General features: G+C 65.6%; 15 protein-coding genes. 6 read left to right on the top strand and 9 right to left on the bottom strand.

What is annotated here, in order from left to right; translation table 11 throughout:
• Positions 1-67: 67 nt before the first annotated feature.
• From DFR50_RS01320 to DFR50_RS01310, 4 genes are all read left to right on the top strand, one after another.
• Entirely contained in the window at positions 68-2383 is a 2316-nt protein-coding gene (locus DFR50_RS01320; RefSeq protein ID WP_113887474.1) for a Tex family protein, read from the top strand.
• Between the two features lie 475 nt (positions 2384-2858).
• Complete coding sequence (locus DFR50_RS31170; RefSeq protein ID WP_147262625.1) at positions 2859-3260, top strand: hypothetical protein; 402 nt, start codon at positions 2859-2861, stop codon at positions 3258-3260.
• A gap of 145 nt (positions 3261-3405) precedes the next feature.
• On the top strand, positions 3406-3903 hold the full coding sequence (locus tag DFR50_RS01315; RefSeq protein ID WP_113887370.1) for a hypothetical protein: 498 nt from the start codon (positions 3406-3408) through the stop codon (positions 3901-3903).
• 491 nt (positions 3904-4394) lie between these two features.
• On the top strand, positions 4395-5429 hold the full coding sequence (locus tag DFR50_RS01310; RefSeq protein ID WP_210208772.1) for a hypothetical protein: 1035 nt from the start codon (positions 4395-4397) through the stop codon (positions 5427-5429).
• A 177-nt stretch (positions 5430-5606) separates the two neighbouring features.
• Here DFR50_RS01310 and DFR50_RS01305 read toward each other — a convergent pair whose 3' ends face one another.
• The gene (locus DFR50_RS01305; protein WP_113887368.1) at positions 5607-6914 is read right to left on the bottom strand and encodes a glycoside hydrolase family 99 protein; all 1308 of its coding nucleotides are present in this window, start codon (positions 6912-6914) and stop codon (positions 5607-5609) included.
• Between the two features lie 294 nt (positions 6915-7208).
• Entirely contained in the window at positions 7209-10418 is a 3210-nt protein-coding gene (locus DFR50_RS01300; protein ID WP_170152988.1) for a glycosyl hydrolase family 28-related protein, read from the bottom strand.
• A 349-nt stretch (positions 10419-10767) separates the two neighbouring features.
• Between DFR50_RS01300 and DFR50_RS01295 the strand changes: the two genes are divergently transcribed.
• Positions 10768-11577: an ABC transporter permease gene (locus DFR50_RS01295; RefSeq protein WP_170152987.1), complete on the top strand. Its 810-nt coding sequence runs from the start codon at positions 10768-10770 to the stop codon at positions 11575-11577.
• 147 nt (positions 11578-11724) lie between these two features.
• On the opposite strand, the gene DFR50_RS01290 is transcribed toward DFR50_RS01295, so the two are convergent.
• The 4 genes from DFR50_RS01290 to DFR50_RS01275 form a co-directional block, all read right to left on the bottom strand.
• A complete protein-coding gene (locus tag DFR50_RS01290; RefSeq protein WP_113887365.1) occupies positions 11725-13032 on the bottom strand; it encodes a glycoside hydrolase family 99 protein in 1308 nt (435 codons plus the stop codon).
• Between the two features lie 125 nt (positions 13033-13157).
• Positions 13158-15473 carry a glycosyltransferase gene (locus tag DFR50_RS01285; protein ID WP_113887364.1) on the bottom strand — a complete coding sequence of 772 codons (2316 nt, stop codon included), beginning with the start codon at positions 15471-15473 and terminating at the stop codon, positions 13158-13160.
• 20 nt (positions 15474-15493) lie between these two features.
• Positions 15494-16024: a glycosyltransferase family 9 protein gene (locus DFR50_RS01280; RefSeq protein WP_113887363.1), complete on the bottom strand. Its 531-nt coding sequence runs from the start codon at positions 16022-16024 to the stop codon at positions 15494-15496.
• Positions 16024-17742: a glycosyltransferase family 9 protein gene (locus tag DFR50_RS01275; protein WP_170152986.1), complete on the bottom strand. Its 1719-nt coding sequence runs from the start codon at positions 17740-17742 to the stop codon at positions 16024-16026. Before DFR50_RS01275 ends, DFR50_RS01280 begins: the two co-directional genes overlap by 1 nt.
• Before the next feature lie 737 nt (positions 17743-18479).
• Here DFR50_RS01275 and DFR50_RS01265 point away from each other — a divergent pair.
• A complete protein-coding gene (locus DFR50_RS01265) occupies positions 18480-18701 on the top strand; it encodes a DUF1674 domain-containing protein (RefSeq protein WP_425376057.1) in 222 nt (73 codons plus the stop codon).
• Between the two features lie 42 nt (positions 18702-18743).
• Here DFR50_RS01265 and DFR50_RS01260 read toward each other — a convergent pair whose 3' ends face one another.
• From DFR50_RS01260 to DFR50_RS01250, 3 genes are all read right to left on the bottom strand, one after another.
• The gene (locus DFR50_RS01260) at positions 18744-19661 is read right to left on the bottom strand and encodes a CHAD domain-containing protein (RefSeq protein ID WP_113887361.1); all 918 of its coding nucleotides are present in this window, start codon (positions 19659-19661) and stop codon (positions 18744-18746) included.
• 4 nt (positions 19662-19665) lie between these two features.
• Positions 19666-21306 (bottom strand): acyl-CoA synthetase, encoded by a 1641-nt coding sequence (locus DFR50_RS01255; RefSeq protein WP_113887360.1) that lies wholly within the window; start codon positions 21304-21306, stop codon positions 19666-19668.
• Positions 21307-21510: 204 nt separating this feature from the next.
• Positions 21511-22266 carry a sulfite exporter TauE/SafE family protein gene (locus tag DFR50_RS01250; protein WP_113887359.1) on the bottom strand — a complete coding sequence of 252 codons (756 nt, stop codon included), beginning with the start codon at positions 22264-22266 and terminating at the stop codon, positions 21511-21513.
• Between the last annotated feature and the right edge of the window lie 33 nt (positions 22267-22299).

The following is a 22299-nucleotide window of genomic DNA, read 5'->3' as shown; positions in this document are numbered from 1 at the left end:
GTCTTTGACCGGGACGGCGGCGCGCGGGTAAATGCGCGGCTCCGCCGCCGATTCGATTGGGAGCCCCATGAAACCCATCGCCGATCGCATCGCCGAGGAGCTGAACGTCAGGCCGGCGCAGGTCGCAGCCGCGGTCCAGCTCCTCGACGAGGGCTCGACCGTGCCCTTCATCGCCCGCTACCGCAAGGAAGCGACCGGGGCGCTCGACGACACGCAACTGCGCACGCTGGAGACGCGGCTCGTCTATCTGCGCGAGCTCGAAGACCGGCGAAAGACGATCCTCGAATCGATCCGCGACCAGGGCAAGCTCGACCCTGCGCTGGAAGCCCAGGTGCGCGAGGCGGACACCAAGGCGCGGCTCGAGGACATCTATTTGCCGTTCAAGCCGAAGCGGCGCACGAAAGCGCAGATCGCCCGCGAGAACGGCCTCGGGCCGCTCGCGGAAGCCCTCCTCGCCCACCCCGAGCGGGAGCCGCTCACGCAGGCCGAAGCCTTCGTCAAGCCGGAGGCGGTCAAGACCGCGCAGGACGCGCTCGACGGCGCGCGCGCGATCCTGACCGAGCGGTTCGCCGAGGACGCCGAGTTGATCGGCCGCCTGCGCGAGGATTTTTGGCGCGGCGGCCGGATCGTGTCCAAGGTCCGCGAAGGCAAGCAAGCGGCGGGGGCGAAATTCTCGGACTATTTCGACTTTTCCGAGCCGCTGACGAAAATCCCGTCGCATCGGGCGCTGGCGCTGATGCGCGGCGAGCGCGAGGAGACGCTCGACCTCGCGCTCGTTCCCGATCCGAACGCCGATCCGGCGTCCCGCGCCCTCGGTCCTTTCGAGCTCGCCGTCGCCCACCGCTTCGGCATCGCCGACCGCGGCCGGCCCGGGGACCGCTGGCTGCTCGACGCGGCGCGCTGGGCGTGGCGGACAAAGATCGAGACCCAGCTCGCGGTCGACCTCAGGCTGCGCATCTGGACCCAGGCCGAGGACGAGGCGGTGAAGGTTTTTGCCGCAAACCTCCGCGACCTGCTGCTCGCCGCGCCCGCGGGCGGGCGGCCGACCATCGGTCTCGATCCGGGCTTCCGCAGCGGGGTCAAGGTGGCGGTGGTCGACGCGACCGGAAAGATCGTCGAGACGACGGCGATCTACCCGCACGAGCCGCAGCGGCGCTGGGACGAGAGCCTCGCCGTGCTGGCGGCGCTGGCGATCCGCCACAAGGCCGAGTTGATCGCGATCGGCAACGGCACCGCCTCGCGCGAGACCGACAAGCTCGCCGCAGACCTCATCTCCCGCAATCCGGAGCTGAAGCTGACCAAGGTCACGGTGTCGGAAGCCGGCGCCTCCGTCTATTCGGCCTCGGCCTATGCGGCGCAGGAACTGCCCGGCCTCGACGTGACGCTGCGCGGCGCGGCCTCGATCGCGCGGCGGCTGCAGGACCCGCTCGCCGAACTGGTCAAGATCGACCCGAAGTCGATCGGCGTCGGCCAGTACCAGCACGACCTGTCGGAGCAGAAGCTCGGCCGCTCGCTCGACGCGGTGGTCGAGGACTGCGTCAACGCGGTCGGCGTCGAGGTCAACACCGCCTCGGCCAAGCTGCTGGCCCGCGTGTCGGGGATCGGCGACGCGCTCGCGCAGGCGATCGTCGTCCATCGCGAGGCGAACGGGCCGTTCCGGACCCGCTCGGCGCTGAAGGACGTGCCGCGCCTCGGCGCCAAGGCGTTCGAACTCAGCGCCGGCTTCCTGCGCGTCGCCGGCGGCGACCAGCCGCTCGACCGTTCGGGGGTCCACCCGGAGGCCTATCCGGTGGTGCGGCGCATCCTGGAGAGGCTGAAGGCCGACATCCACGCCGTGATCGGCAATGCCAGGGCGCTGAGCGGCCTTCGGCCCGCCGACTTCGCCGACGAGCGTTTTGGCGTGCCCACGGTGGCGGATATCTTCAAGGAGCTGGAAAAGCCCGGCCGCGACCCGCGGCCCGCCTTCCGCACCGCGGCGTTCCGCGAGGGCGTCGAGTCGCTCGGCGACCTGAAGCCGGGCATGGTGCTGGAGGGGACGGTGACCAACGTCGCCGCCTTCGGCGCCTTCGTCGACATCGGCGTCCACCAGGACGGGCTCGTGCACGTGTCGGCGATGGCCAATGCGTTCGTCAAGGATCCGCGCGCGGTGGCCAGGCCCGGCGACGTGGTCAAGGTCAAGGTGCTGGCGGTCGACGTCGCGCGCAAGCGCATCGCGCTCACCATGCGCCTGACGGACCCCGAGGGCGAGGTTTCGCGGGGAAGCGGCGGCCGCGGCGACGCCAAGGCGATGCGCGCCGCCAACGCTGCCGCCGACCGCCCGTCCCCGGGCGGCGGCGCGCTCGCCGACGCGCTGCGCCGCGCCGCGGAGAAGGGGCGAGGGTAGCTCGGTCGGAGCGGTCGTGGCCCGGGCTCGTCGGGATCGCCTGACCCAAGTTTCGACGCCCCGGGCGTCGGAACTATTGTACCCGCCGTCGAGCGCCGATCGAGGACGGCGCCCGCCGGCAACTGACCGCCACGAAACGGATCCGAGCCGTTGTCGCAACGGTCGGAGGCGTTGACATTTCTCAGGCCGTGGAGTTCTTATCCTGCCATGAGCAAAATATCCTTTGGTGACGAGAGTATGTCAATTGGCCCCTGCCGCTCGAAGCCGCCGCAAGGTGGTTGATGCGATGTCCGACTTCCCGGATGACAGAGCGGTCGCGGATTTGGGCGTCGTGGGTATTTCACTTCAGAAGGGGTTGGACGCCTCCTTCCGGATCGCCGAAGCGCGCAGCGTTTAGGCCAGATCGAGTTTCAGGCGGTATTTTTTACGGCCTGTGTCAGCAGAGTTATCTTTCACGAACCGGACGAGTCTTCTTGTGATCGCTGCTCCAACCAATATTCGTGGCCTGTTCGATGCGATGGCGGATCATCATCGGACTAAGAAGTCGACCGAGGAATTCGTCGATCTATTTGATTGGGCGAAAATGGGCGTTCACGATATTTATTGTACGTTCCTTGACCGCCTGCCTGAATCCGAAGCTGTGGTTCGTAAACTCGCCAAGGGCGACCGCAGAGAACAGGCAATGACGACGATTCAATCAAAGGAATTTCAAAGTCGAATACCTGAGTTGTTTTTTGAAGGCGTACCCAGAGAAAAAGCGTGTGATTCATATTCACATTCCCAAGACGGCTGGCGTGGACTTCCGCGACAAACTCGAAGGAAAGTTGCCATTTTTACACGATGCACACAGGAGTCGTGCTTCATATACCGCGTCTAGACTTATTGTTCACTTGGCTAACATGGCTCAGCGCGTACGTAAGTCCAGCGAGATCCTCGCGACTGGCCATACCGCCTTGGCATGGTACATCGATAAGGGCTTATACAGGACGGGCGATCGGCTCTTCACGGTTGTGCGAGAACCGATGGCTTCGCTGATTTCGAACGTTAACTACGTCCTCAGGAGATTCAGGGAAGATCCGGAATGCAGGTCGCCGGGGCCGAGCGCTTGGGCAAAGTCTCTGAAGATCGACCGTTTCGAACCGAATATGGCCGAGGATGACCAACGCGAATTGGCGAGGACGATGTTGAAAATGGAGGACTTCACCCGTTCGATACTCGTGACCAATATGCTCGGACGCGGAAGTCTGAACTCCGCAATAGATTTGATCGTCCGGACGAACATCGAGTTGGTGCCGCTCGAGGCGTACAGCGACTGGCTGGCCGAGCAGTGGGGCATCGACTCGACGACCCGGGCCAACGAGTCGCGCAAAGTCCTTCGAACGGAGGATCTCGACGAATCGCTGCTGAGCCGAGTGCATGCCGTCTGCGAGGAGGACTTCAGGTTGCACGAGCGCATCATGAAGGCGTGGCGCAGAGTCGGCGGGACCCATATTTTCGGCTCTGACCTCCTCGACGATTGATCCGGCGGCACGGGCTGCCCGGACAAAACAGCATCGGGTCACTGTATTATCTAACCCGCTTTGTCGGAAAGAGGTACAGCCGTTGACTTTGCTTGCGGTTTCCGCTTTTTGTCCGAGACGGCGAGTTTGTCACCAAAGGGAAAAGTGTGTCCATGGTTCCCGCCCTGAAAAGCATTCGAACTCTGGAAGAGGCGCCTGGAAAACAAATTCCGAAGCGGCTGCTGCTGGAGGGATGATGTCGACCGAGGACAAAGACAAATGCATCGCCGTGCGTGCCTCGAGACGATGAGCGCGTGGCGCAGGGTCGACGGGACGGATATCGTCGGCGCGAATCTCGTCGCCGATAACCCCCGTTACCCGGTTCGCCAACCGGCCGGATGACGAGGTCGGCGCCGGTCGACGACGCGCCGCGGGGGCGGCGCTTCGCCGGTCTGTGCGGTTGAGGTTCCACGTTGGGTCGCCACCCTTCCTGAGTATAGAAGTTAATGAACATGATCGCTGCCCCGAAAACCATGCGTGAATTATTTGACGCGATGTCGGACGTCGCGCCGGATGAGTCGGTCGAGACCTTCATCGGCCGCTTCGACTGGTCGGACGAAAACGTTCAGCACATCTATCATACGTTCTTTGGTCGACTGCCCGAATCGGCGTCCGTCGTTGCCTCTTCCGGCAAACTCAATCGCCGGGCTCACGCGCTGGCCTCGCTCCAATCAGGCGAGTTTCGGAACAATATTGTCGAAATGCTGCTCAGGGCGTACCCTGAGAAGCAACGCCTGATCCACATTCACATCCCAAAGACGGCCGGGACCGACTTTCGCGAGAAGTTGGTCAATCACTTGCCATACATTCACTACAATCATAGCCGGCCTGAGACGACCCCGGATAAGCTGCTGGCGCATCTGGCGGAAACCGCTCGCCGTGCTCAGCGCGCCAACGAAATCGTCGCATCGGGACACGTTTCGCTGGCGTGGTATGTCGACAAACGTTTGTGCAGGGCGAACGATCGCATTTTCACCGTCGTCCGCGATCCACGAAAAAGTATCCTTTCGCTGATAAACTACTATCTTAGACGAGTGAAGGAAGATCCGGAGTGTAAATGGCCGGACACCCAATCATACGCGAGCTATCTCGGCGTAAGCAGTTTCGACCGCAATATGGATGTGGAGGCAAGAAGGGAGCTGGGCCGAGAAATGCTGCGGAACAAAGGGATGATGATACAAAATCTTCCCAGGCACATGCTCGGCCGCGGCAATTTCGACTCTGCAGTCGATTTAATCATACGCACGAATATCGAGATTGTGCCAATCGAGATGTACAAGAGTTGGCTGCTCGAGCAATGGGGAATCGACTCGGAGACGCGAGCCAACGCGTCGCCGCAACTCCTGCGAATGGAAGATCTCGATGAGCCCCTTCAGCGACACCTGGCGGCTCTGTGCGAAGACGACGTCAAGTTGCACGAGAAAATCATGACGGCATGGGGCAGGGTGGGTGGGACGCATATCTTCGGTGCGTCCCTCCTCGACTAATCGACCCTGAGGTCTGTCGAGAAATGCCCTGGTCTTGTTCGCAACTCCATTCATACCCTCGCGAAAGGCGTTGCGGTCACGTCGCGCCGCCGCTCAGGTCAACGCGTGCCGCGGACTGCCTGCGCGCGCGTCCCCCCAACGCGGCCAAGTCTGCAGGCGAAGCCGGGCAGGTCTAATCTACGGAGGCGAAATCGGCAATGTGGCGCTCGGCGGCTCGTGACGCTTGAGCATCTTGGCGATTTCGCCGGAAACGCGCAGATACCAGTCCGACGGCAGTTTGCAGCCGTCCGCGTCGATCGACAGCATTTGCACGCCTTGCGGGTCGTCCTCGGGCTGGGCGAGCTTGAACAGCGCCGTTCCTTCGTCCACCTCGTCGAACATCGCCGCGTAGAGCATGGTCGCTCCCGCCTGCCGGTCGCGCGCCGCCTGCATCCACAAGAATCGTCCGCAGTCGCGCGGAACCATGTTGTAAAGCTGGGCTTGGCGATCGGCAGGGCGGCGTCCGGCGGACGCGAACAGATTCTGCTGCGACGTGCCCGGGTAGATCACCGGCATGTAGTCGATCCCGAGCCGTTTCGTTTCGGCAAGGTCCGGCTCGATGTTCTCCTTGAGAAAGGCTTCGAAGCTCGCCGCGTCCCGATAGCGGCCGACAGTCCAGGGGTTGATGATGTCGAAGGCCCTGTAGACTGGATCCCATTCGCGTCCGCCCTTGACGTCGCGCGTTCCCGTTCGCCAGCCCGCCGGCCCCGCTCCGATCAACGTCAGACCGCCATACGGGGCGCTGACCTCGCGCAACCGGGACACGAGAGCGAGCGCCTCTTCGGGCGTCCCGGGTCTGCCCCCCAGGCCGATCCCGGCGATCGCAAGCACAGGCTTGCCCTTGTGGCGCTGATAGCTCGGGCGTCCGGTGATTCCGGACGCAAGAAGGTTTTGCCAGTCGGTGACGAGGACATCCGCCCAGGTCTTGGGATCGGCGCCGGCGATGTCGTACATCACGTACAGGCCCCTGCCGGTCGCATCCGCGGCATGCAGGGAGTTGTCGAGAACCTGATCCCAGCCCTGACGGACGTCCAGCGGTTTGCTCTTCGGATCGATCGCCACGAGAAAACGTTGCTGCGCGGCGACGTCGATGCCGTACTCCCTCATCCACTCGAACTGCCTCAGCACCGTCTTCGGGTTCTCATCGGAATACACGTTGAAAACGCCGCCCCTCCTGGTCGCGAGCGACGTCGGACATTGCTCGGCAGGCGTCAGTTCGGTCGTGTCGGGCGCAACGTCGAGGTGCAAATGAGCGCCGTCCGCCATGTTCTTGGTGAACCAATGAAGCCATTTGTGCTCACTGCCGCCGTCGGTCGGGCATTTGAACCAACCCTGAAAGCCGACGACGAGCTTGCCGTTCAGGCTGTCGTGCGGGCCCGCCGAAGCGCCGTTCATTGCGCAAATGAGGGACGCGGCAATCAGGACCAGGAGACGCGGAGACCGCATTGGCGTTTTCTTCCCATCAGCTTCTGCGACAGCAAGGATATGCCGGCGCGCGGACCGAGGCCACGATCCTCGCCGGCCAACGCGCGGAGTCGTGTCTGGACGTGACGTCGAGGCCGCCAAGCCGGCGCTGCGATTCACAGAACTGCCCCGAACCTGCTCGCGTCTCGGCGAACCGCTCTCTCCACAGCGGCATATCAGATGCTCGGGCAACAGCGCAAACCGCAGGGCCGCGGGTCGAGAACGCTGCAAACCGCAGCGTTCGCCGCCGTCGACCCGCGTGTGGATACCGTCGGTTCAGAACCCGACGCACTTCCAGACGACGATATCCCCGTTCGCCATCGAACCGGCCAGGGTGACCGCGGTGGTCGTGTGGGCGGTCTGGTTCAAGATATCCAGAGGCGTTGTCTCATCGTGGGCGTCGCAGGCGTAGCCGTTGGCCTGAGTCGCGGCGAAGGCGAGCGTCACGGTCCCCCCCGCGCAGGGGGCGGAGGCCTTGAAGCTGCCGGCGATCTGGCCGCCGGTCAGGCTCGCGACCGCGCACGAGCCGGAGGCGGTGGGCGTCGCGCTCGCCTTCGCCGCCAGCGACCCGGTGACGGTCAGAACGTTGCTGTTCTGCTCGCCGACCGTCACGCTTCCTCCGGGCGCGACGTCGAGCGCGGCAGCGTAGCCGTTGGCGATGTCGTCGACCTGGAAGTGCCCGGCCGTCCCGCCGCTTCCGATGGCTTGCGTCTCCCAGGCGTTCGATCCGTTGGCCTGAAGCACGATCCCGGCGCCGTATCCGCTCGGCGCGTTCATCGAGATGATCGCGTTTCCGGTCGCCGACGACACCGAGAGGGACCCGCCGGTGAGCGACGTGTTCCCCGCGACGCCGAGCGTGCCGCCGACCGCGAGCCCGCCGTTGATCGTCGTCGTGTTGGACGGCGACTCGCCGATCGTCGCGCTTCCACCAGGGAGAACCGTGAGCCAAGACACTGGTGATCCGGACGTCTTGTCGGAAATCTGGAAGTCGTTGTTGCCGCTCGTCAGCAGAACCCGCCACTTCTGGACGCCGGCGTTCATCAGAGTAAAGCCCGTGCTCGCGCCGCCGGTCGCGTTCATGCTGACCGAGCTGTCCTTTCCGTAGGCGGCCGGGTTGAACTGATAGCCGTAGAAGCCGAGGTTGGTCGTACTTGGGGGCACGACCTGCGCGCCGTCCATCGAATTGGCCATCGGCGAGGTCCAGTTGAACGCGTTGTCGCTCGCGTAACCGATGCCGACGCCCGCGTTCGCGTTCAGGAAACGATTCCCGACCGCCAGCACCCACCCGCCGGTCTGAGCGAGATAGGCGGTCGACGGCGACGACCAGTTTGTGTTCCCGACCGTCCCGCCAGCGGTCCAAACCGAGCAGCCGACCGGGTTCGTGAACGAGACCGAGTTCGCCGCACTGTTGGTGATCACCCATGTGCCGTTGAGGCAAGACGGGGTCGCACCCGAGATGGTCACGAGCGGCCCCCACGCGACCGTTCCCCACGATCCGGTCAGGGTGATGGTGCTGGAGTTGATCGACCCGGTGACGATGGTATAGGAGGCCGGCGCGGCGTTCGGAGAGAAGTCAACGTTGCGAACCGAGAGGCCGCCGCCACTGACGAGACCGCACGGCACAGCACCATTCGAGCAGTTCAGTTGCCCGCCGTCGATATCGACATAGCCGCTCGTGACGTTGATCGCGCCGATGGTGGACGCATAGCTGCCGATGGTCGCATTCTTGATATAGAGATGCGCGTTCGGGTCCGATCCCGCGGCGCCCATCTGGATGCGCGGGGACCAGCCCGACGATCCTTGCGTGTTCGTGCCGTTCTGGTAGGGGCCGAGCCCGCCCGTCAGCAGATTGCCGCCGCTCATGAACACCGTGCCGCCGGACTGCTGCCACGCGGACGAGTCCATGCCGAAGTCGGTCCAGTAATTGCGGTCTTCGGAGTTGGAGGCGTCGAGGTTGTAGACGACGTTGCCGCAAAACGACTGCCCGCCGATCACGTCGAGCTGATCGACGCGGCCGATCTGCATGGAAACATTGGTCCCGTCGCAGTAGATGTATTTGAGGTGGCTCGTGGTCGACCAGCCGAAGTCCCATGCGTGCCAGCCGTAGACGTGAACGCCCTCGCCGGCGCCGGAGGTCGAGATCGTCCCGCCGCCCGTCCACGCCGAGCAGCCGGTGTCGACGTAGGAGAGCGTGTTCGCGCCGACTGCGGAGGTGAGCCACGTCCCGTTCAGGCATGACGGCGAGGCATTCTGCACGGTGACGGCGACGGCCGGCGACGGGGTTCCCCACGACGTGCCGGTGAGGGTCACGGTCGAGGTCCCGCTGTCGTAGGTGCCTCTGGTGATCGCCCACGTCCCGGTCTGGCCCGTTCCGAAGGTCGCCGCGCCGCCGAGCTGCAGCCCTTGCGCGATCGCCCCGCATTCGTCGTCGACGAAGTACGATCCGCCGACGTTGCCGCGCGCGTCGATGCAGGACGTCCCGCCGGTGATGCGCACCCGCTCGACGCGCGCCCGGCTCACCTGCTGCATGAAGATGCCGGGCGGGAAGGTCAGGAGGTTCGCCCGGGTCGGGCCATCGACCTGCCCGGTGAAGGCGATGCCGAAGTCGCGCAGGATCGGCCCGGTCCAGTCGTTGCCGACGCCATAAGGCGCCACGAGCACGCCGGTCGGCAACGCCGTGGCCCACGTCGACGAATAGGGGACGGTCAGGACGGACAGCGTGCGGCCGTCGCCGATCAGGCAGGCGTTGTAATGCGGCAGGGTGATCGTGCCGGTGACGAGGTAAGTCCCTGCGGGAAGATAGACGCAAACGCCGGGCAAGGCGGCAGACTTGTCGCTCGAATTGGTCCCGGTGTTGAAGGCCGCCTGGATCGCGTTCGTGCTGTCGGCGACGCCGGTCGGGTCCGCGCCGAGGTCGAGGGCGTTGACGATGCGACGATCGCCCGTTCCGACGGGGGTGTAGGCGGCGCCGTTGATCGCGAGCAGCGGCCCGGTGACCGCATTGACCGAGGTCACGGAGAAGTCGACCGGAACCACTCCGGTTTCCGTCGCTGACCCGAGGTTGATGAGCGGCGTCGCGGTCGAGGCTCCGGTGTATTTGAGGACCGAGGCGGCCGAGCCCGCGCCGGAAATGCTGTAATTGCTCGCGGTCGGCGCGGCCAGGGTCGACGAGAACAGGCACGTCCCGGCCGGGAAGACGAGGCGGACGCCCGAGGCCGCCTTCGCGAGCCAGTTCTGGATTTGCGTCGTGTCGTCGGTGGCGCCGTCGCAGGCGGCGCCGAAGTCCTCCTTCAGGTTGAAGGTCACGCCGGAATCGGTCGCGCGGTTGGCGAGACTGGCGGCCGCGGGGGCGCCGGTCCCGCTGAACGTCTCGGCGGCGATCGGGGAAGCTGCCTGGGTGGGGAGCATCGACCCGCTCATCTGCTGGGCTTCCGCCGGCGGCGCAAGCGCCAGGACAAAGACGGCTGTCAGGGAAAATCGGTTCACGACGTCCTCCGGGAGATGCGGCGCGGCTTTCGAGATCGCGCGGATGGGGCGGCGCGGCAGGTCTGCGCCCGCTGACCCACCCTGCGCCAATAGCGAAAGTGCGTGCCAGTACGATTTGGAAAAACAGAATATCATGACTGCATTTGAGCAGCGGCCGGCGTGTTCGTCAAGAAAATGTTCGTGGTTTGTTCCGGCCGCGCGTTACACCCGCTGTGATCCGGCCGCGCCGCCCCATCGCGTGGGGCGTCGCGCTCGCCCACGGCCGGCGCGTCCCTCGCCCCAACACGGCCAAACTTGCAGGCGAAGACGGAAACGCGCTATTGGCTCAGCCATGAACGAAATCGGGTCGATGTCCATCACGAGAAGAGTCCGCAAGCCGTCGTTCATGACGAGCGTTGCAATCCAGATTCGGGTCGTGAGCGCATTGACGGTGCGCGTTGCGCAAGCCAAATACACCCGGGAAACCTTCGGCTTCTTCTGGACCATCGCCGAACCGTTGATACTGACCCTCGGCGTCATCTCTCTATGGGCAGTGTCGGGCCGCGCCGAAGGCCACAGCACGGTCAAGGTCTTCCCGTTCGCGCTTACCGCGTATAGCCACATCCAGCTCTGGCGATACAGCGTGAACGGTTCGATGGGGACGATCAAGCGCAACGCCTGGTTGTTTTACCATCAACATGTCCACGTTGTCGATATGTTTTTGGCTCATATTATCCTGGAGAGCATCGCGATCCTGACGTCGTTTTCGATCATCGCCTTCTTTGGCGTGATGTTCGGTCTCATGGATCCGCCCAGCGATTACGGCCTGCTCCTGACCGCGTGGGGCGCCGACACGCTCTTTTGCTTGTCCTTCGCCAGCGTGGTGGCCGGGTTGAGCGAGTTTTCCGAAATCGTCGAGAAACTCCTTCATCCGCTCATGTATCTCACCCTGCCGCTGACCGGCTCGTTCGCGCTGGCGAGCTGGCTCCCGCCCCGGGTGCGGGTGATCGTCGAGTGGTCGCCGCTCGCCAACGCCTGCGAGATGTTCCGGGCCGGGGTATTCCCGCCATCGGTGAAGACGATCTGGAGCTTGCCGTTCATCGTCGGCTGCTCGGTTGCGCTGCTCGTGATCGGACTCCCCCTGATGATGCGGGCGCGAAAATGGGTCGACATCGCATAGGGTTCACGGAAAGCTCATCGCTGCCGTTCCGAGCCCTCGAGCCCGAACGGGCGGGGCCCGGCCTTGCCTCTGATTGAAGGGAGCGCGGCGGCGGGGAAGCCGAACGGAAAGCGCGAGCCGGTTTCGGAGCCAAGTCGCCGCCGTCGCCTATCGAGGCGAAATCGGCAATGCGGCGCTCGGCGGCTCATGACGCTTGAGCATCTCGGCGATTGCGCCCGCCACGCGCAGATACCAGTCCGATGGCAGTTTGCAACCGTCCGCGTCGATGGTCAGCATCTGCGGATCCCGCGGTTCGTCTTCGGGCTGGGCGAGCTTGAACAGCGCCGTCCCTTCGTCCACCTCGTCGAACATCGCCGCATAAAGCATGGTCGCGCCGGCCTGCCGGTCGCGCGCCGCCTGCATCCACAAGAATCGTCCGCAATCGCGCGGAACATGGTTGTAGAGCCGGACTTGGGGAGAAGAAGGGCGGCGCCCTTCTGACGCTAAGAGGTTCTGTTGCGACGTGCCCGGGTAGATCACGGGCATATAGTCGATACCGAGCCGTTTGGTCTCGGCAATGTCCGGTTCGATTCGTTGCTTGAGAAAGGCGTCGAAGCTCGTCGCGTCCGTGTACCGGCCGACCGTCCAGGGGCTGATGATGTCGAAGGCCTTGTACGCCTGATCCCAACCGGGCCCGCTCTTGGCGTCGCGGTTTCCGGCTCGCCATGCGGCCGGCCCCGACACGATCAAGGTGACGCCGCCAAAGCCGGCGCTGGCCTCGCGCAATTGGGAAACGAGCCGGAGCGTCTCTTCGGGCGTCCCGGGTCTGTCCCCCAAGCCGATCCCGGCAATCGCCAGCACCGGCCTGCCCTTGTGGCGCTGATAGCTCGGATGCCCGACGAGTCCCGTGGCGAGCAGGGTCTTCCAGTCGCCGACAAGAACGTCTACCCATCTCTTGGGATCGGCGGCAGCGATGTCGTACATTACGTACAATCCCCTGCCGGTCGCGTCGGCGGCCTGCAGGGAATTATCCAGAACCCGATCCCAGTCCTGACGCACGTCGACAGGCGCCTTATTTGGATCGATCCCGACAAGGAAACGCTGCTGCGCAGCGACGTCGATACCGTACTCCTTCATCCACTCGAATTGCCTCGAGACCGTCTTGGGATTCTGATCGGAATACAGGTTGAAAACGCCGCCTCTCCTGGTCGTGAGCGGCGTCGGACACTTTTCCTCAGGGCTGAGTTCGCTCGTGTCGGGCGCAATGTCGAGATGCAGATGGGCTGCGTCCGGCGTGTTCCTGGTGAACCAGTGAACCCATCTATGCTCGCTGCCGCTGTCTGTCGGGCATTTGAACCAACCCTGAAAGCCGACGACGAGCTTGCCGTTCAGGCTGTCGTGCGGGCCCGCGAGCGCGCCGCTCGTCGCACAAACCAGGGACGCGGCGAGCAGGACCAGAAGACGCGGAAATCGCATTGACGTCTCTTTCCGGAACGCCGGCCTGCGCTTGGCGGCGGCGAACCGGTTGAAGGCTCGACCCTGTTCGAACTCGAGCCCACGCCCTGCCTCGCCGCGACCCCCAGATCCGTGGCCGCGACCGCTCATTTCGGGTCGCCGACGCCCGCCGGCGCCGCGATCGCCTTTTCCTCCTCCACGGCCACCGGCGCGTCCACGGGCGCATCTTCGCCGACGTCGCCTTCCCGCACGATCGTGATCGCGCGCAGCGTCAGCGTGCGGGTGTCGCTGGTTCGATCGCCGAGGATTTCGAACTTCTCCACCGCATGCGTCAGCGTCAGGCGAATGGGCGGCCGGAAGCTCTTGACGACCGTGTCGAGGAGCGTGCCCGATGCGAAATTCTGCGTCATTCGAATCCGAAGGGCGCCCTGCAGCTGGCCGCCCAGGCGAAAGGCGTAACGGCCCGGCTCCAGATGCAGATACGGTCCGAAAAACAGATTGGTTTCCGCGACGTCATCGTGCTCCTTCGACCGGAAGGCGATCGCCGCGTCGGAACGAATCCGGCTCGCCGGCTCTGCGCCATAGGCCTCGTGGACACGCATGCCGGAGGCGGGAATCGTGCACGGGAAGGACAGCGGCTGGCCATTGTCGTCCCAGCCGTACAACGCCGTCGCGGGCGCCGGGCTCGGAGTCTCCGCCGCCGGCGTGGGGTCGCTCACGGCCGCCAGGTCGGAGACAGGCTCGGGAAGCGCCGGCGGCGGCAGGGTGGGACTGCGATATTCGATGACGGCGCCCCGCAGGACGAGCCGCTCGAGGGTCGGCGTGCGATGGCCCACGATCTCGAAGCCGTTGACCGGCTGCGCGAGTTCGACGACGATCGGTTCGTCGAAACGCGAGAGGTGAACGCTGGCGATCCGGTGCCGGCCCTCGTCCGCGGTGAGGTTCAGCGAGATTTCGCCGGTGATCTCGCCGTCGAGCCTGAATGCGTAATGTCCCGCCGGAAGCCACACATAGGGTCCGAAAAAGAGCACGTTCTCCTTGACGGCGCCGTGTTTGGCGCCGTCGTAACGGATGACGCCGGCATGACGGATCGGGTTGCCTTCATGAGGGCCGAACTTGCCCGGAAGACTGAGATCCGCAGCGGAAAGCACGAGAACCGGACTGACGAAAGCGCCTTCCTCTTCCGCCGCGCTCCGAGGCAGGCGGCGCGGCTTGATCTGCGGATCGAGGCGGCCTTCCGAATAGGCGGTGAGCCGATCGACGATCTGACCGGCGTATTGCGCCCAGCTTCGCAGTTTGCGCGCCGCGATCTGCTGCGAAAGCAGCTCGTAAAGCGCCGGATCGGTGGCGAGACGCTCGAATCCCCGCTCGATCTCGTCGATGCTGCGCGGATTGACGGGCAAGCAGCCGCCGCCGACGGCGATCTCGGCGATCGATCCGTCGTTCGAGCACAGGCAGGGCTTGCCGCGCCACAGGCTCTCGGCGACCGGCAGGCCATAGCCTTCGGCGAGCGAGACAAATACGCTCGCATAGGCGGATCCGCGGATGGTCTCGAGCTTGTCGTCGGCAAGCAGCCCGTGCAGGACGATCCTGCCCTTGGAGCGCTTGGCCAACTGGCTCGCCGCAACCGCGATCTCCGAGGTCACCAGGCCGACCACGTCGAGACGCACGTCGAGGTCCGGTCGCCGCTCGATCAGGCGCTGGAACGCCGCCATCGCCGCAAGCTGGTTCTTGTGCACGCCGACGGTTCCGACGGAGAGAAACCTCTTCGGTCCAGTCGATTCCTTCCGGAACCGGTGCGGAACGATCCGCGCCGCCGACGCGACCTCTTCCGGCAGCAGAATTGGATCAATCGCCGGCAGCGTCTCCGGCGAATGTCCGTTCCGGACCAGCCAGTCGCCCAGGAGTTCTCCGCTGGTGCGCGAAACCGGAAGCACGACATCCGCGAGCGCGACCGCGTGGGCGTAGATGGCGAAGCGAAGGCGCTGTCGCTCGCCCTCGTCGCCGCGGTCGGCGACCGACGCCATGTCCGCGAATGCGAGGCGCCCGCCGGAGTCGGCGCTATGGGTCAGAGGCATGATGTCGTGCAGCACGATTCCGACCAGAAGGCCGGCATGCCGCGCAAAGCCGATCAACTGGTCGATCAACAGCGAGGGATAGTCGCGGTCGTGACTGCCCAGATGAGGCGCCTCGGCGACGAGAAGCCACTCGCCCGCTTGGATCGCGACGGGCTTGCCGGCGTCGCTGGACGCGGTCAGCTTCGGGCCGCCGTGCAGCGCGAGGTTGTCGAGAATCTTCTGCTCGGTGTGGAAGAGCGTCTTGAGCCTGGCGCTCCAGCTTACCGGCACCAACTCGACGCCTTTGATGGAACCGAGCGCGCGGGCCAGGTTCTTGACGACCCTCGGGATGCCGCTGATGCCCTGATCCGTCCCGCTGACCTGAACGAAGTAGTTGATTCTCATTGTTACGCCGCGCTCCGCGTTCAACCCAACGCCGCCGCCGCGTTTCTCGCGTAATTGAAGCACCAGAAAACCTCAGCCGGTTCGAAGTCGATCATGCAGGCGACGCCGTTGTAGCAGCGTTCGCCTCCCACGCTGCAGGGCGAGCACGCCAGCGCCTTGGTCAGGGTCACCACCCGCGGCCCGCGCGGCATCCATTCGCTGTATGCGTGACTCGCAGCAAAGATGCAGAGAGTCCAGCGGCCGCGTCCGCCCGCGAGGTGCGCGACGCCCGAATTGTTCGCCACCACGTAGGGGGCCGCGTCCACCGCCGCGACCAGTTCGGCCCAGCTCCACATCCCGCAGGCGTTGGACACCATCTCCGAGGACAGATCCCGAACGATCGCGTTCGCCGCGGCGCGTTGGGCGCGGGTGCCGACGACCGCCACCGAATGTCCGTGCTCGCGCACGATCATCTCGATCAGCTTTCGGTAGTGCTGCCATGGCCATTGGCGCACCCGCTCGTTGGCGAACGGCGAAATCAGCACCGGCGGCTCGCGACCCTGCATCAACATCACACCAGTTCCGTCGTGAATGCGTCGTGCATCCGCATCTGAACGAGGTGAGCCAGCAAGACCATCGCTTCGCTCTGATGCACGCCGCGGAAAACGCCCGGGCGGGTGTAGCGAAGGCCGCGGAACCGGAACGGCTTGACCGGAACTGCGGCCCGGCCGAACAATCGAAGCTCGAATTCCGGAATGGTTTCGACCACCATCAGATCGATGATCGGGCGCGCCTTCCGCCTGACCGGCAGCAATCCGGCGGCGATCGTCACCGTCCCGTGATCCTTGACGATGTCGAAAGCCAGATCGAACTCGTCCCCCAGCGGGTCGATCAGGCACTCGAGCTGGTATCGACCGGGCTTGAGCTGCTGATAAGGTCCCCAGATCAAGGTCTGCTGGCCGGCCGGCGTGAACGGCTCCTCGAACGCGATCTCATAGGCCTTGTGCCCGGTCGCGGTGGAGGCGTGGAACACGTTCGCCGGGATCACGCCGGTCTCGCCCCGATCGTCGTCGGAGGCGCTCGGCGTGTTCAGACGAATGGTCAGCCAGGGGAACGCATCGTACCGGTCGAACCCCGCGCGATTGCGCGCCTCGATCTTCTGAAGCAGTTCTCGCGTGTCGTCGTAGAGGCGCAGGTCGATGGCGAGGTCGTACGGCTTGCCCGCCATGCGCTTGCCGAATTCGGCGATCAGCGCCGCGCGCGGCGGCATTTCGGTTCGGGCCGAGTCGTCCTCGGCGAAGAAATCGAACGGGATCACTTCGTCGAAATACCCGCTCCGCTCCGCTTCCGCGGCGTTCCAGGACCCGCACACCAGCGTCAGGTGGGCCGTCTCGAAGCCCGTCCGCAGCGTCTGGAACGCTTGGGTCGCCATCATGAAATCGCCGCGGTGGTCGAGCTTCACCAGGATGATGCGCTTCGCCGCCAGCGGATCGGGCGCGATGATTCTGATCTGCGTCGGCGCCTTGCGATCGAGCGGCAGAAAGCGCGGCGGTTTGGTCGGCGTTCCGGTCCAGATTTCATCGTTGTCCATGTCGCCGCGCCACGGCGGCCGCTCGAGTCTCTCGACCGCGAGCAGGATGTCTTGCCCGCCGCCGGGGCTGCCGCCGAGCCCTTCCCGGTAAGGGTATCCGGCGTCGCTCTCGCCGAGAAACCGCACGCGAAATTCGCTTGGGTCGATCGCTTCCTCGACATCGGCCAGGAGGACGTTCGACGTGTAGAAACGCCTGTGGAAGCGGTTGCGCCGCGAGGGAAGCCTCAGCTTGCGCTCGTAGAGAAACTGATGCGGCACGCTGATCACCAGCACGCCGCCGATGGCCAGCTTCGAGAAGCAGAGGCCGAGAAACTGTCGCGTCTCGGTCAGATACTGCAAGGCGTTGTGGAGGAACAACATGCTGATGTCGTTCTTCAGGCTACGAATCGCGCGCTGGGCTTCCTTCGAATCGTTCGCATTCACTTCCATGGCGGCGGCGAAAGGCACAAGGCAATCCAGTCGGCCGTCCGCCGAGGCCCGCACTTCCACCACGGGCCCGTCGCTGAGCGCCGACCGGATGGCGTCGTGCGTCAACATGAGCCTGAGAAGGCTTTGTTCGCGCAAAGGCTTGGCCGCGATCCATTCCCCGTCGAGGCTGGGAATTTCGTGGAGCTGCTGCGCCGCCGGCGACCACAGCTCGACGCTGCTTTCCTCGGTGACGAATTCGGCCGGAGCCTCTTCGAATCCGGGCGCAGGCAAAGCCTCTTGGGATCGCAGCGGCGCGGCGGGCGGCGCTGGCGAAGCGACCTCGGCAGAGGGGGCGGCCGCGAGCGGCGGCGGTGAAGCGTCTTCGACCTGCGGCGGGTCGGCAGCCAACGGCGGGGCGCCGGAGCGCCTCTCCGTAGCCTCATCCCCGGCCGGCCGCTCAGGCCCGCCGTCCGTCAGAAACGCACGTGCAGTCTGAGTAAAGGGCTTTGTTTCCAGTGCGCGCAATGTTGATCCGTTCAACATCCCGAACCAACGTTGTTTGCGGTCGGCCATGACCTCTAATCCCGATCGCCATTATGAAGGCTTTTTCAGTAGACGATTTTTGCGCCGCAACGCAAGCCGCCAAAGGGATTTTCTCTCGATGGCGAAAGGCGACCATGCGTCCCGACGTCTCTCGCTCGGACGTCAAGAAAAGTTGACCATGAGAAAGGTGTTGGCTAATCTGCTCCTCTCCGCCGCGCCGATCGGCCGGATGGGAATCCAGGACCATATTGTACTTGACCGGAGCGGGAGCGCCTGTTGGGCGGCGCGCGAGGCTGTTCGCATCCCGGCGCACGATTGTCTGTGGAGTTTCTGATTGGCCGCCGGCAGCGTTCGACCGGAACGTCCGACGCTGGACCCGGCGCACGCCCGCAACCCGGGTCGGGGCCGATCGGACGGGCGCATTGATGAACGCCTCGCGCTGCAAATAGAATGGGCCGTCCCGGGGATGTGCGCAGGAGAGAACCGTGAGTGCGAGCGACGAGATTTCGGGCCCGATCGCAAGGGGAGACGAACCGATTCCGCCGGCGCGGGTCTTGCCGCCGGCGGCGAAACGGGCGCTCGCCGAAGCCGAGGCGCGACGGCTGCGGCGCGAGCCGGAGCGCCCGCGCGAAATCGCCGGTCGCGGCGGCTGCGATCCGGTCCGCTACGGCGACTGGGAGGTGAAAGGGCTGGCGGTGGATTTCTGAAGCCGGCTTTCGCCCGCCGCCGCCCGGCGCGGGCCGCATCGATCACGCGGTGACGGGCGGCGAGGCCAGGCGTTCCGAAGACTTCGGACGCGGCGGCGCGAGCTTGCCCAGGGGATGCCTGAGATAGACGGCGAGGCGCGCTGCGAACGCATCGGGCGTCTCGGCGGCGAACAGCCGCTCGAATTCGATCGCGGCGCGCCGTTTCAGCTTGCGCTGCTTCGAGTCGAGGCGTTCGTGGAAGGTCGCGAGCGCTTCGGGCGAAAGCCCGCCGCGTTCGGCCGCGAAGCGTCCCAGGACGTCCAGGTCGTTGTAATCGCCGAGCGTGTCGCGGAGCGCGTTCAACGCCTCGGAGTGGGCGTCGAGGGTCGCGGGCCAAGCCGGAGCGAGGGCGGACAGCTGATAGCGCAAGTCGACGACGCGGGACCGTAACGCGTGCAGCGCCGCCGGATCGCCGTCGTCGAAGGCGAGGCGGCCGCGCCGCACGGCCTGCCGGAAGGTGCGCGCCGCCGCCTCGGCGATGTCGGCGTCCGCGACCGGGCTCAGATCCCACCCCTCGAGGCGCTTGACGATCGCCTGGAGCTGGGCGCGCGAGGCGGCGGTGGCGAAACTGGTGTGGGCGCGCTGCGCGGCCGCGCGCTCACGGTCGATCGCGTCGCGCAGCGGCGCCGCGATCTCCGGCGGCGGCGCGAGGCGCTCGATGCGGCCTTCCATGACGTCGAGGTCGCGAGCGCGGCCGATCCGGCGTCTGACGACCGCGAGCGCGGCGATCGTCACCCGGGCCGGCTCGCCGATGCTCGGCAGGAACAACCGCGCGAGGGCGCGCGATTCCTTCAGGCTCTTGCGCACGCCGTGGACGCGCTCCGGCGCCTCCTCGCCGCGGCCGGGGAAACGCGCCGCGGACGACGCGACCGACGACGCCAGCAGCGCGCGGCAGTATCCCGGCCAGGGTTGCGTTTCCACGACGTCAGGCCGTGTCGCCGAGGCGTCGCGCGCGCTCCCGCAGGGCGAATTTCTGCACCTTGCCGGTCGACGTCTTCGGGATGTCGGCGAACACGACCGTGCGCGGGCACTTGTAGTGCGCGAGCCGCTGCCGGCACCACGCTTTCAGCTCCTCCTCGGTCGCCGTCTCTCCGGGTTTCATCTCCACGAAGGCGCACGGGGTCTCGCCCCATTTCTCGTCCGGCCGGGCCACCACGGCGGCGAGCTGGACGCCGGGATGCTCGAACAGCGCGTCCTCGACCTCGATCGACGAGATGTTCTCGCCGCCCGAGATGATGATGTCCTTCGACCGGTCGCGCAGCTGAATGTAGCCGTCGGGATGCTTGACCCCGAGATCGCCGGAATGGAACCAGCCGCCGGCGAAGGCCCGTTCGGTGGCGGACTTGTTCTTGAAATAGCCCTTCATCACCACGTTGCCGCGGAACATGACCTCGCCCATCGTCTTCCCGTCGGCGGGGGTCGGCGCCATCGTGTCCGGGTCCATCACGTCGAGGGCGTCGAGCGCATGGTAGCGGACGCCCTGGCGGGCCTTGAGATGGGCCTGCTCTTCCGCCTCGAGCGCGTTCCACTCGTCCTTCCAGTCGTTGACGACGGCCGGTCCGTAGACCTCGGTCAGGCCGTAGAGATGCGTGACCTCGAAGCCCGCCGCGCGCATCGCCTTGAGCACGGCGGCCGGCGGCGGCGCGGCGGCGGTGAAGAACCGCACCAGATGCGGCAGGGGCTTGCGCTCGCTCTCGCGCGCGTTGAGCAGGATCGACATCACGATCGGCGCGCCGCAGAGGTGCGTCACCTTGTGCTCGTCGATCAGGTCGTAAAGCGTCTTGGCGCGGACCTGCCTGAGGCAGACGTGAACGCCCGCCTTGACGCTGATCGACCACGGGAAACACCAGCCGTTGCAGTGGAACATCGGCAGCGTCCACAGATAGACCGGATGCCGGCCCATGTCGGCGGTGACGATGTTGCCCATCGCCAGGAGGGCTGCGCCGCGGTGGTGATAGACGACGCCTTTTGGATCGCCGGTGGTGCCGGACGTGTAGTTGAGCGCGATGGCGTCCCACTCGTCGAGCGGGAACGCCCGCTCGTAGGATTCGTCGCCCTCGGCCAGCAGGGCTTCATATTCGATCGCGCCGATCCGCTCGCCAGACCCGTCGTATTCCGGGTCGTCGTAGTCGATCACCAGCGGTCGGACGTTGGCGAGCTTCAGCGCCTCCGCCATGACCTTCGAGAATTCGCGGTCGACGACAACCGCCTTCGCCTCGCCGTGGTCGAGCATGAAGGCGATCGCGGCGGCGTCGAGGCGGGTGTTCATCGTGCTGAGCGCCGCGCCGCACATCGGCACGCCGTAGTGGCACTCGAGCATCGCCGGCGTGTTGGCGAGCATCGCCGCGACCGTGTCGCCGCGGACGAAGCCGCGCTTCGCCAGCGCCGAGGCGAGTTGTTTCGAGCGCGCGTGAAATTCGCGGTAGCTGCGGCGAAGGGGCCCGTGCGCGATCGCGAGCCGATCGGGAAACACCTGCGCCGCGCGCTCGAGATAGGTCAGCGGCGTCAGCGGCTGGAAATTCGCGGCGTTGCGATCGAGATCGCGCTCATAGGACGACTGGGACATCGGATTCCTCTACCCACACCCTTCGGGACGGATCGGGACCCCCCCGGGGGGTTCGCGACGCGACCAACCGCCTTCCAGAGCGGCGCCACGCGGCGACGGTCGGGGCGCATCATACCGCTTCGATGGCCTCTGGCGAGGGGTTCGGCGTCCGGATCAACGAAAGGCGAAGCGGCGCCGATGGGCGAGGGGGAACGCGGAACTGTCCTAAAGCAGCGCCCCCAGCGCGTCCCATGTCAGCTTGACCCCGATCCCGAAAGTGATGACGAGGATGATGGCGTAGAACCGGTTCGAGTCGACCCGGCGAACCAGCCACACGCCGGCGAAGGTCGACAGCACCGCGACGGGGACGAGCGCCAGCGAGACCTTCAGGTTGTCGCGGCTGAACTGCCCGAGCAGGAAGTAGGGCGGCAGCTTGATGAGATTGACCGCGGCGAAGAACATCGTCGCTGTACCGGCGAAGATACGCGGTTTCAGGTTCTGCGGCATGACGTAGACCTGGAACGGCGGCGCGCCGGCGTGGCTGATGAAGCTGGTGAAGCCGGCGACGGCGCCCCACAGCACGCCGGAGGGCACGCCGGGCCGATCGACCGCCGCGCGGCCGAGCCGGTCGCGCAGGAGCATGTAGACGACGAAGGCGATCGAGATGACGCCGACCGCGAGCCGGACCGCGTCCTCGCTGACGCGCGCGGCGAGGAGCCAGCCGGCGGCGATGCCGAGCATCGAGGCGGGAATCAGGATCAGGAGGTTCCGCGACGAAAAGTCGCGTCGGAACGCCCATACGCTCACCCAGTCCTGGACGATCAGCACCGGCAGGACGATCGCCGCCGCCCGAACCGGCGAGGTCACCAGCGACAGCATCGGCATCGCCAGCGAACTCAGGCCGGTAAAGCCGCCTTTCGACAGTCCGAGAACGATCACCGCAGGGATCGCGACGAGGTAGAAGTCCATTTCCCCCGACATTGCGCCTCAGACGCTCCCCCGCATGGAAATGTG

It is taken from the genome of Roseiarcus fermentans (assembly GCF_003315135.1).
GTDB classification, from domain to species: domain Bacteria; phylum Pseudomonadota; class Alphaproteobacteria; order Rhizobiales; family Beijerinckiaceae; genus Roseiarcus; species Roseiarcus fermentans.
Note: the sequence above shows the minus strand (reverse complement) of the source record. Positions and strands in the feature narration are given on the sequence as shown.

Bases quoted from the DNA above. Each gene is read 5' to 3' on its own strand.
- DFR50_RS01320 (WP_113887474.1), top strand. From the start codon at position 68: ATGAAACCCATCGCCGATCGCATCGCCGAGGAGCTGAACGTCAGGCCG.
- DFR50_RS01315 (WP_113887370.1), top strand. From the start codon at position 3,406: ATGGCTTCGCTGATTTCGAACGTTAACTACGTCCTCAGGAGATTCAGG.
- DFR50_RS01310 (WP_210208772.1), top strand. From the start codon at position 4,395: ATGATCGCTGCCCCGAAAACCATGCGTGAATTATTTGACGCGATGTCG.
- DFR50_RS01305 (WP_113887368.1), bottom strand. From the start codon at position 6,914: ATGCGGTCTCCGCGTCTCCTGGTCCTGATTGCCGCGTCCCTCATTTGC.
- DFR50_RS01295 (WP_170152987.1), top strand. From the start codon at position 10,768: ATGTCCATCACGAGAAGAGTCCGCAAGCCGTCGTTCATGACGAGCGTT.
- DFR50_RS01290 (WP_113887365.1), bottom strand. From the start codon at position 13,032: ATGCGATTTCCGCGTCTTCTGGTCCTGCTCGCCGCGTCCCTGGTTTGT.
- DFR50_RS01285 (WP_113887364.1), bottom strand. From the start codon at position 15,473: ATGAGAATCAACTACTTCGTTCAGGTCAGCGGGACGGATCAGGGCATC.
- DFR50_RS01280 (WP_113887363.1), bottom strand. From the start codon at position 16,024: ATGTTGATGCAGGGTCGCGAGCCGCCGGTGCTGATTTCGCCGTTCGCC.
- DFR50_RS01255 (WP_113887360.1), bottom strand. From the start codon at position 21,306: ATGTCCCAGTCGTCCTATGAGCGCGATCTCGATCGCAACGCCGCGAAT.
- DFR50_RS01250 (WP_113887359.1), bottom strand. From the start codon at position 22,266: ATGTCGGGGGAAATGGACTTCTACCTCGTCGCGATCCCTGCGGTGATC.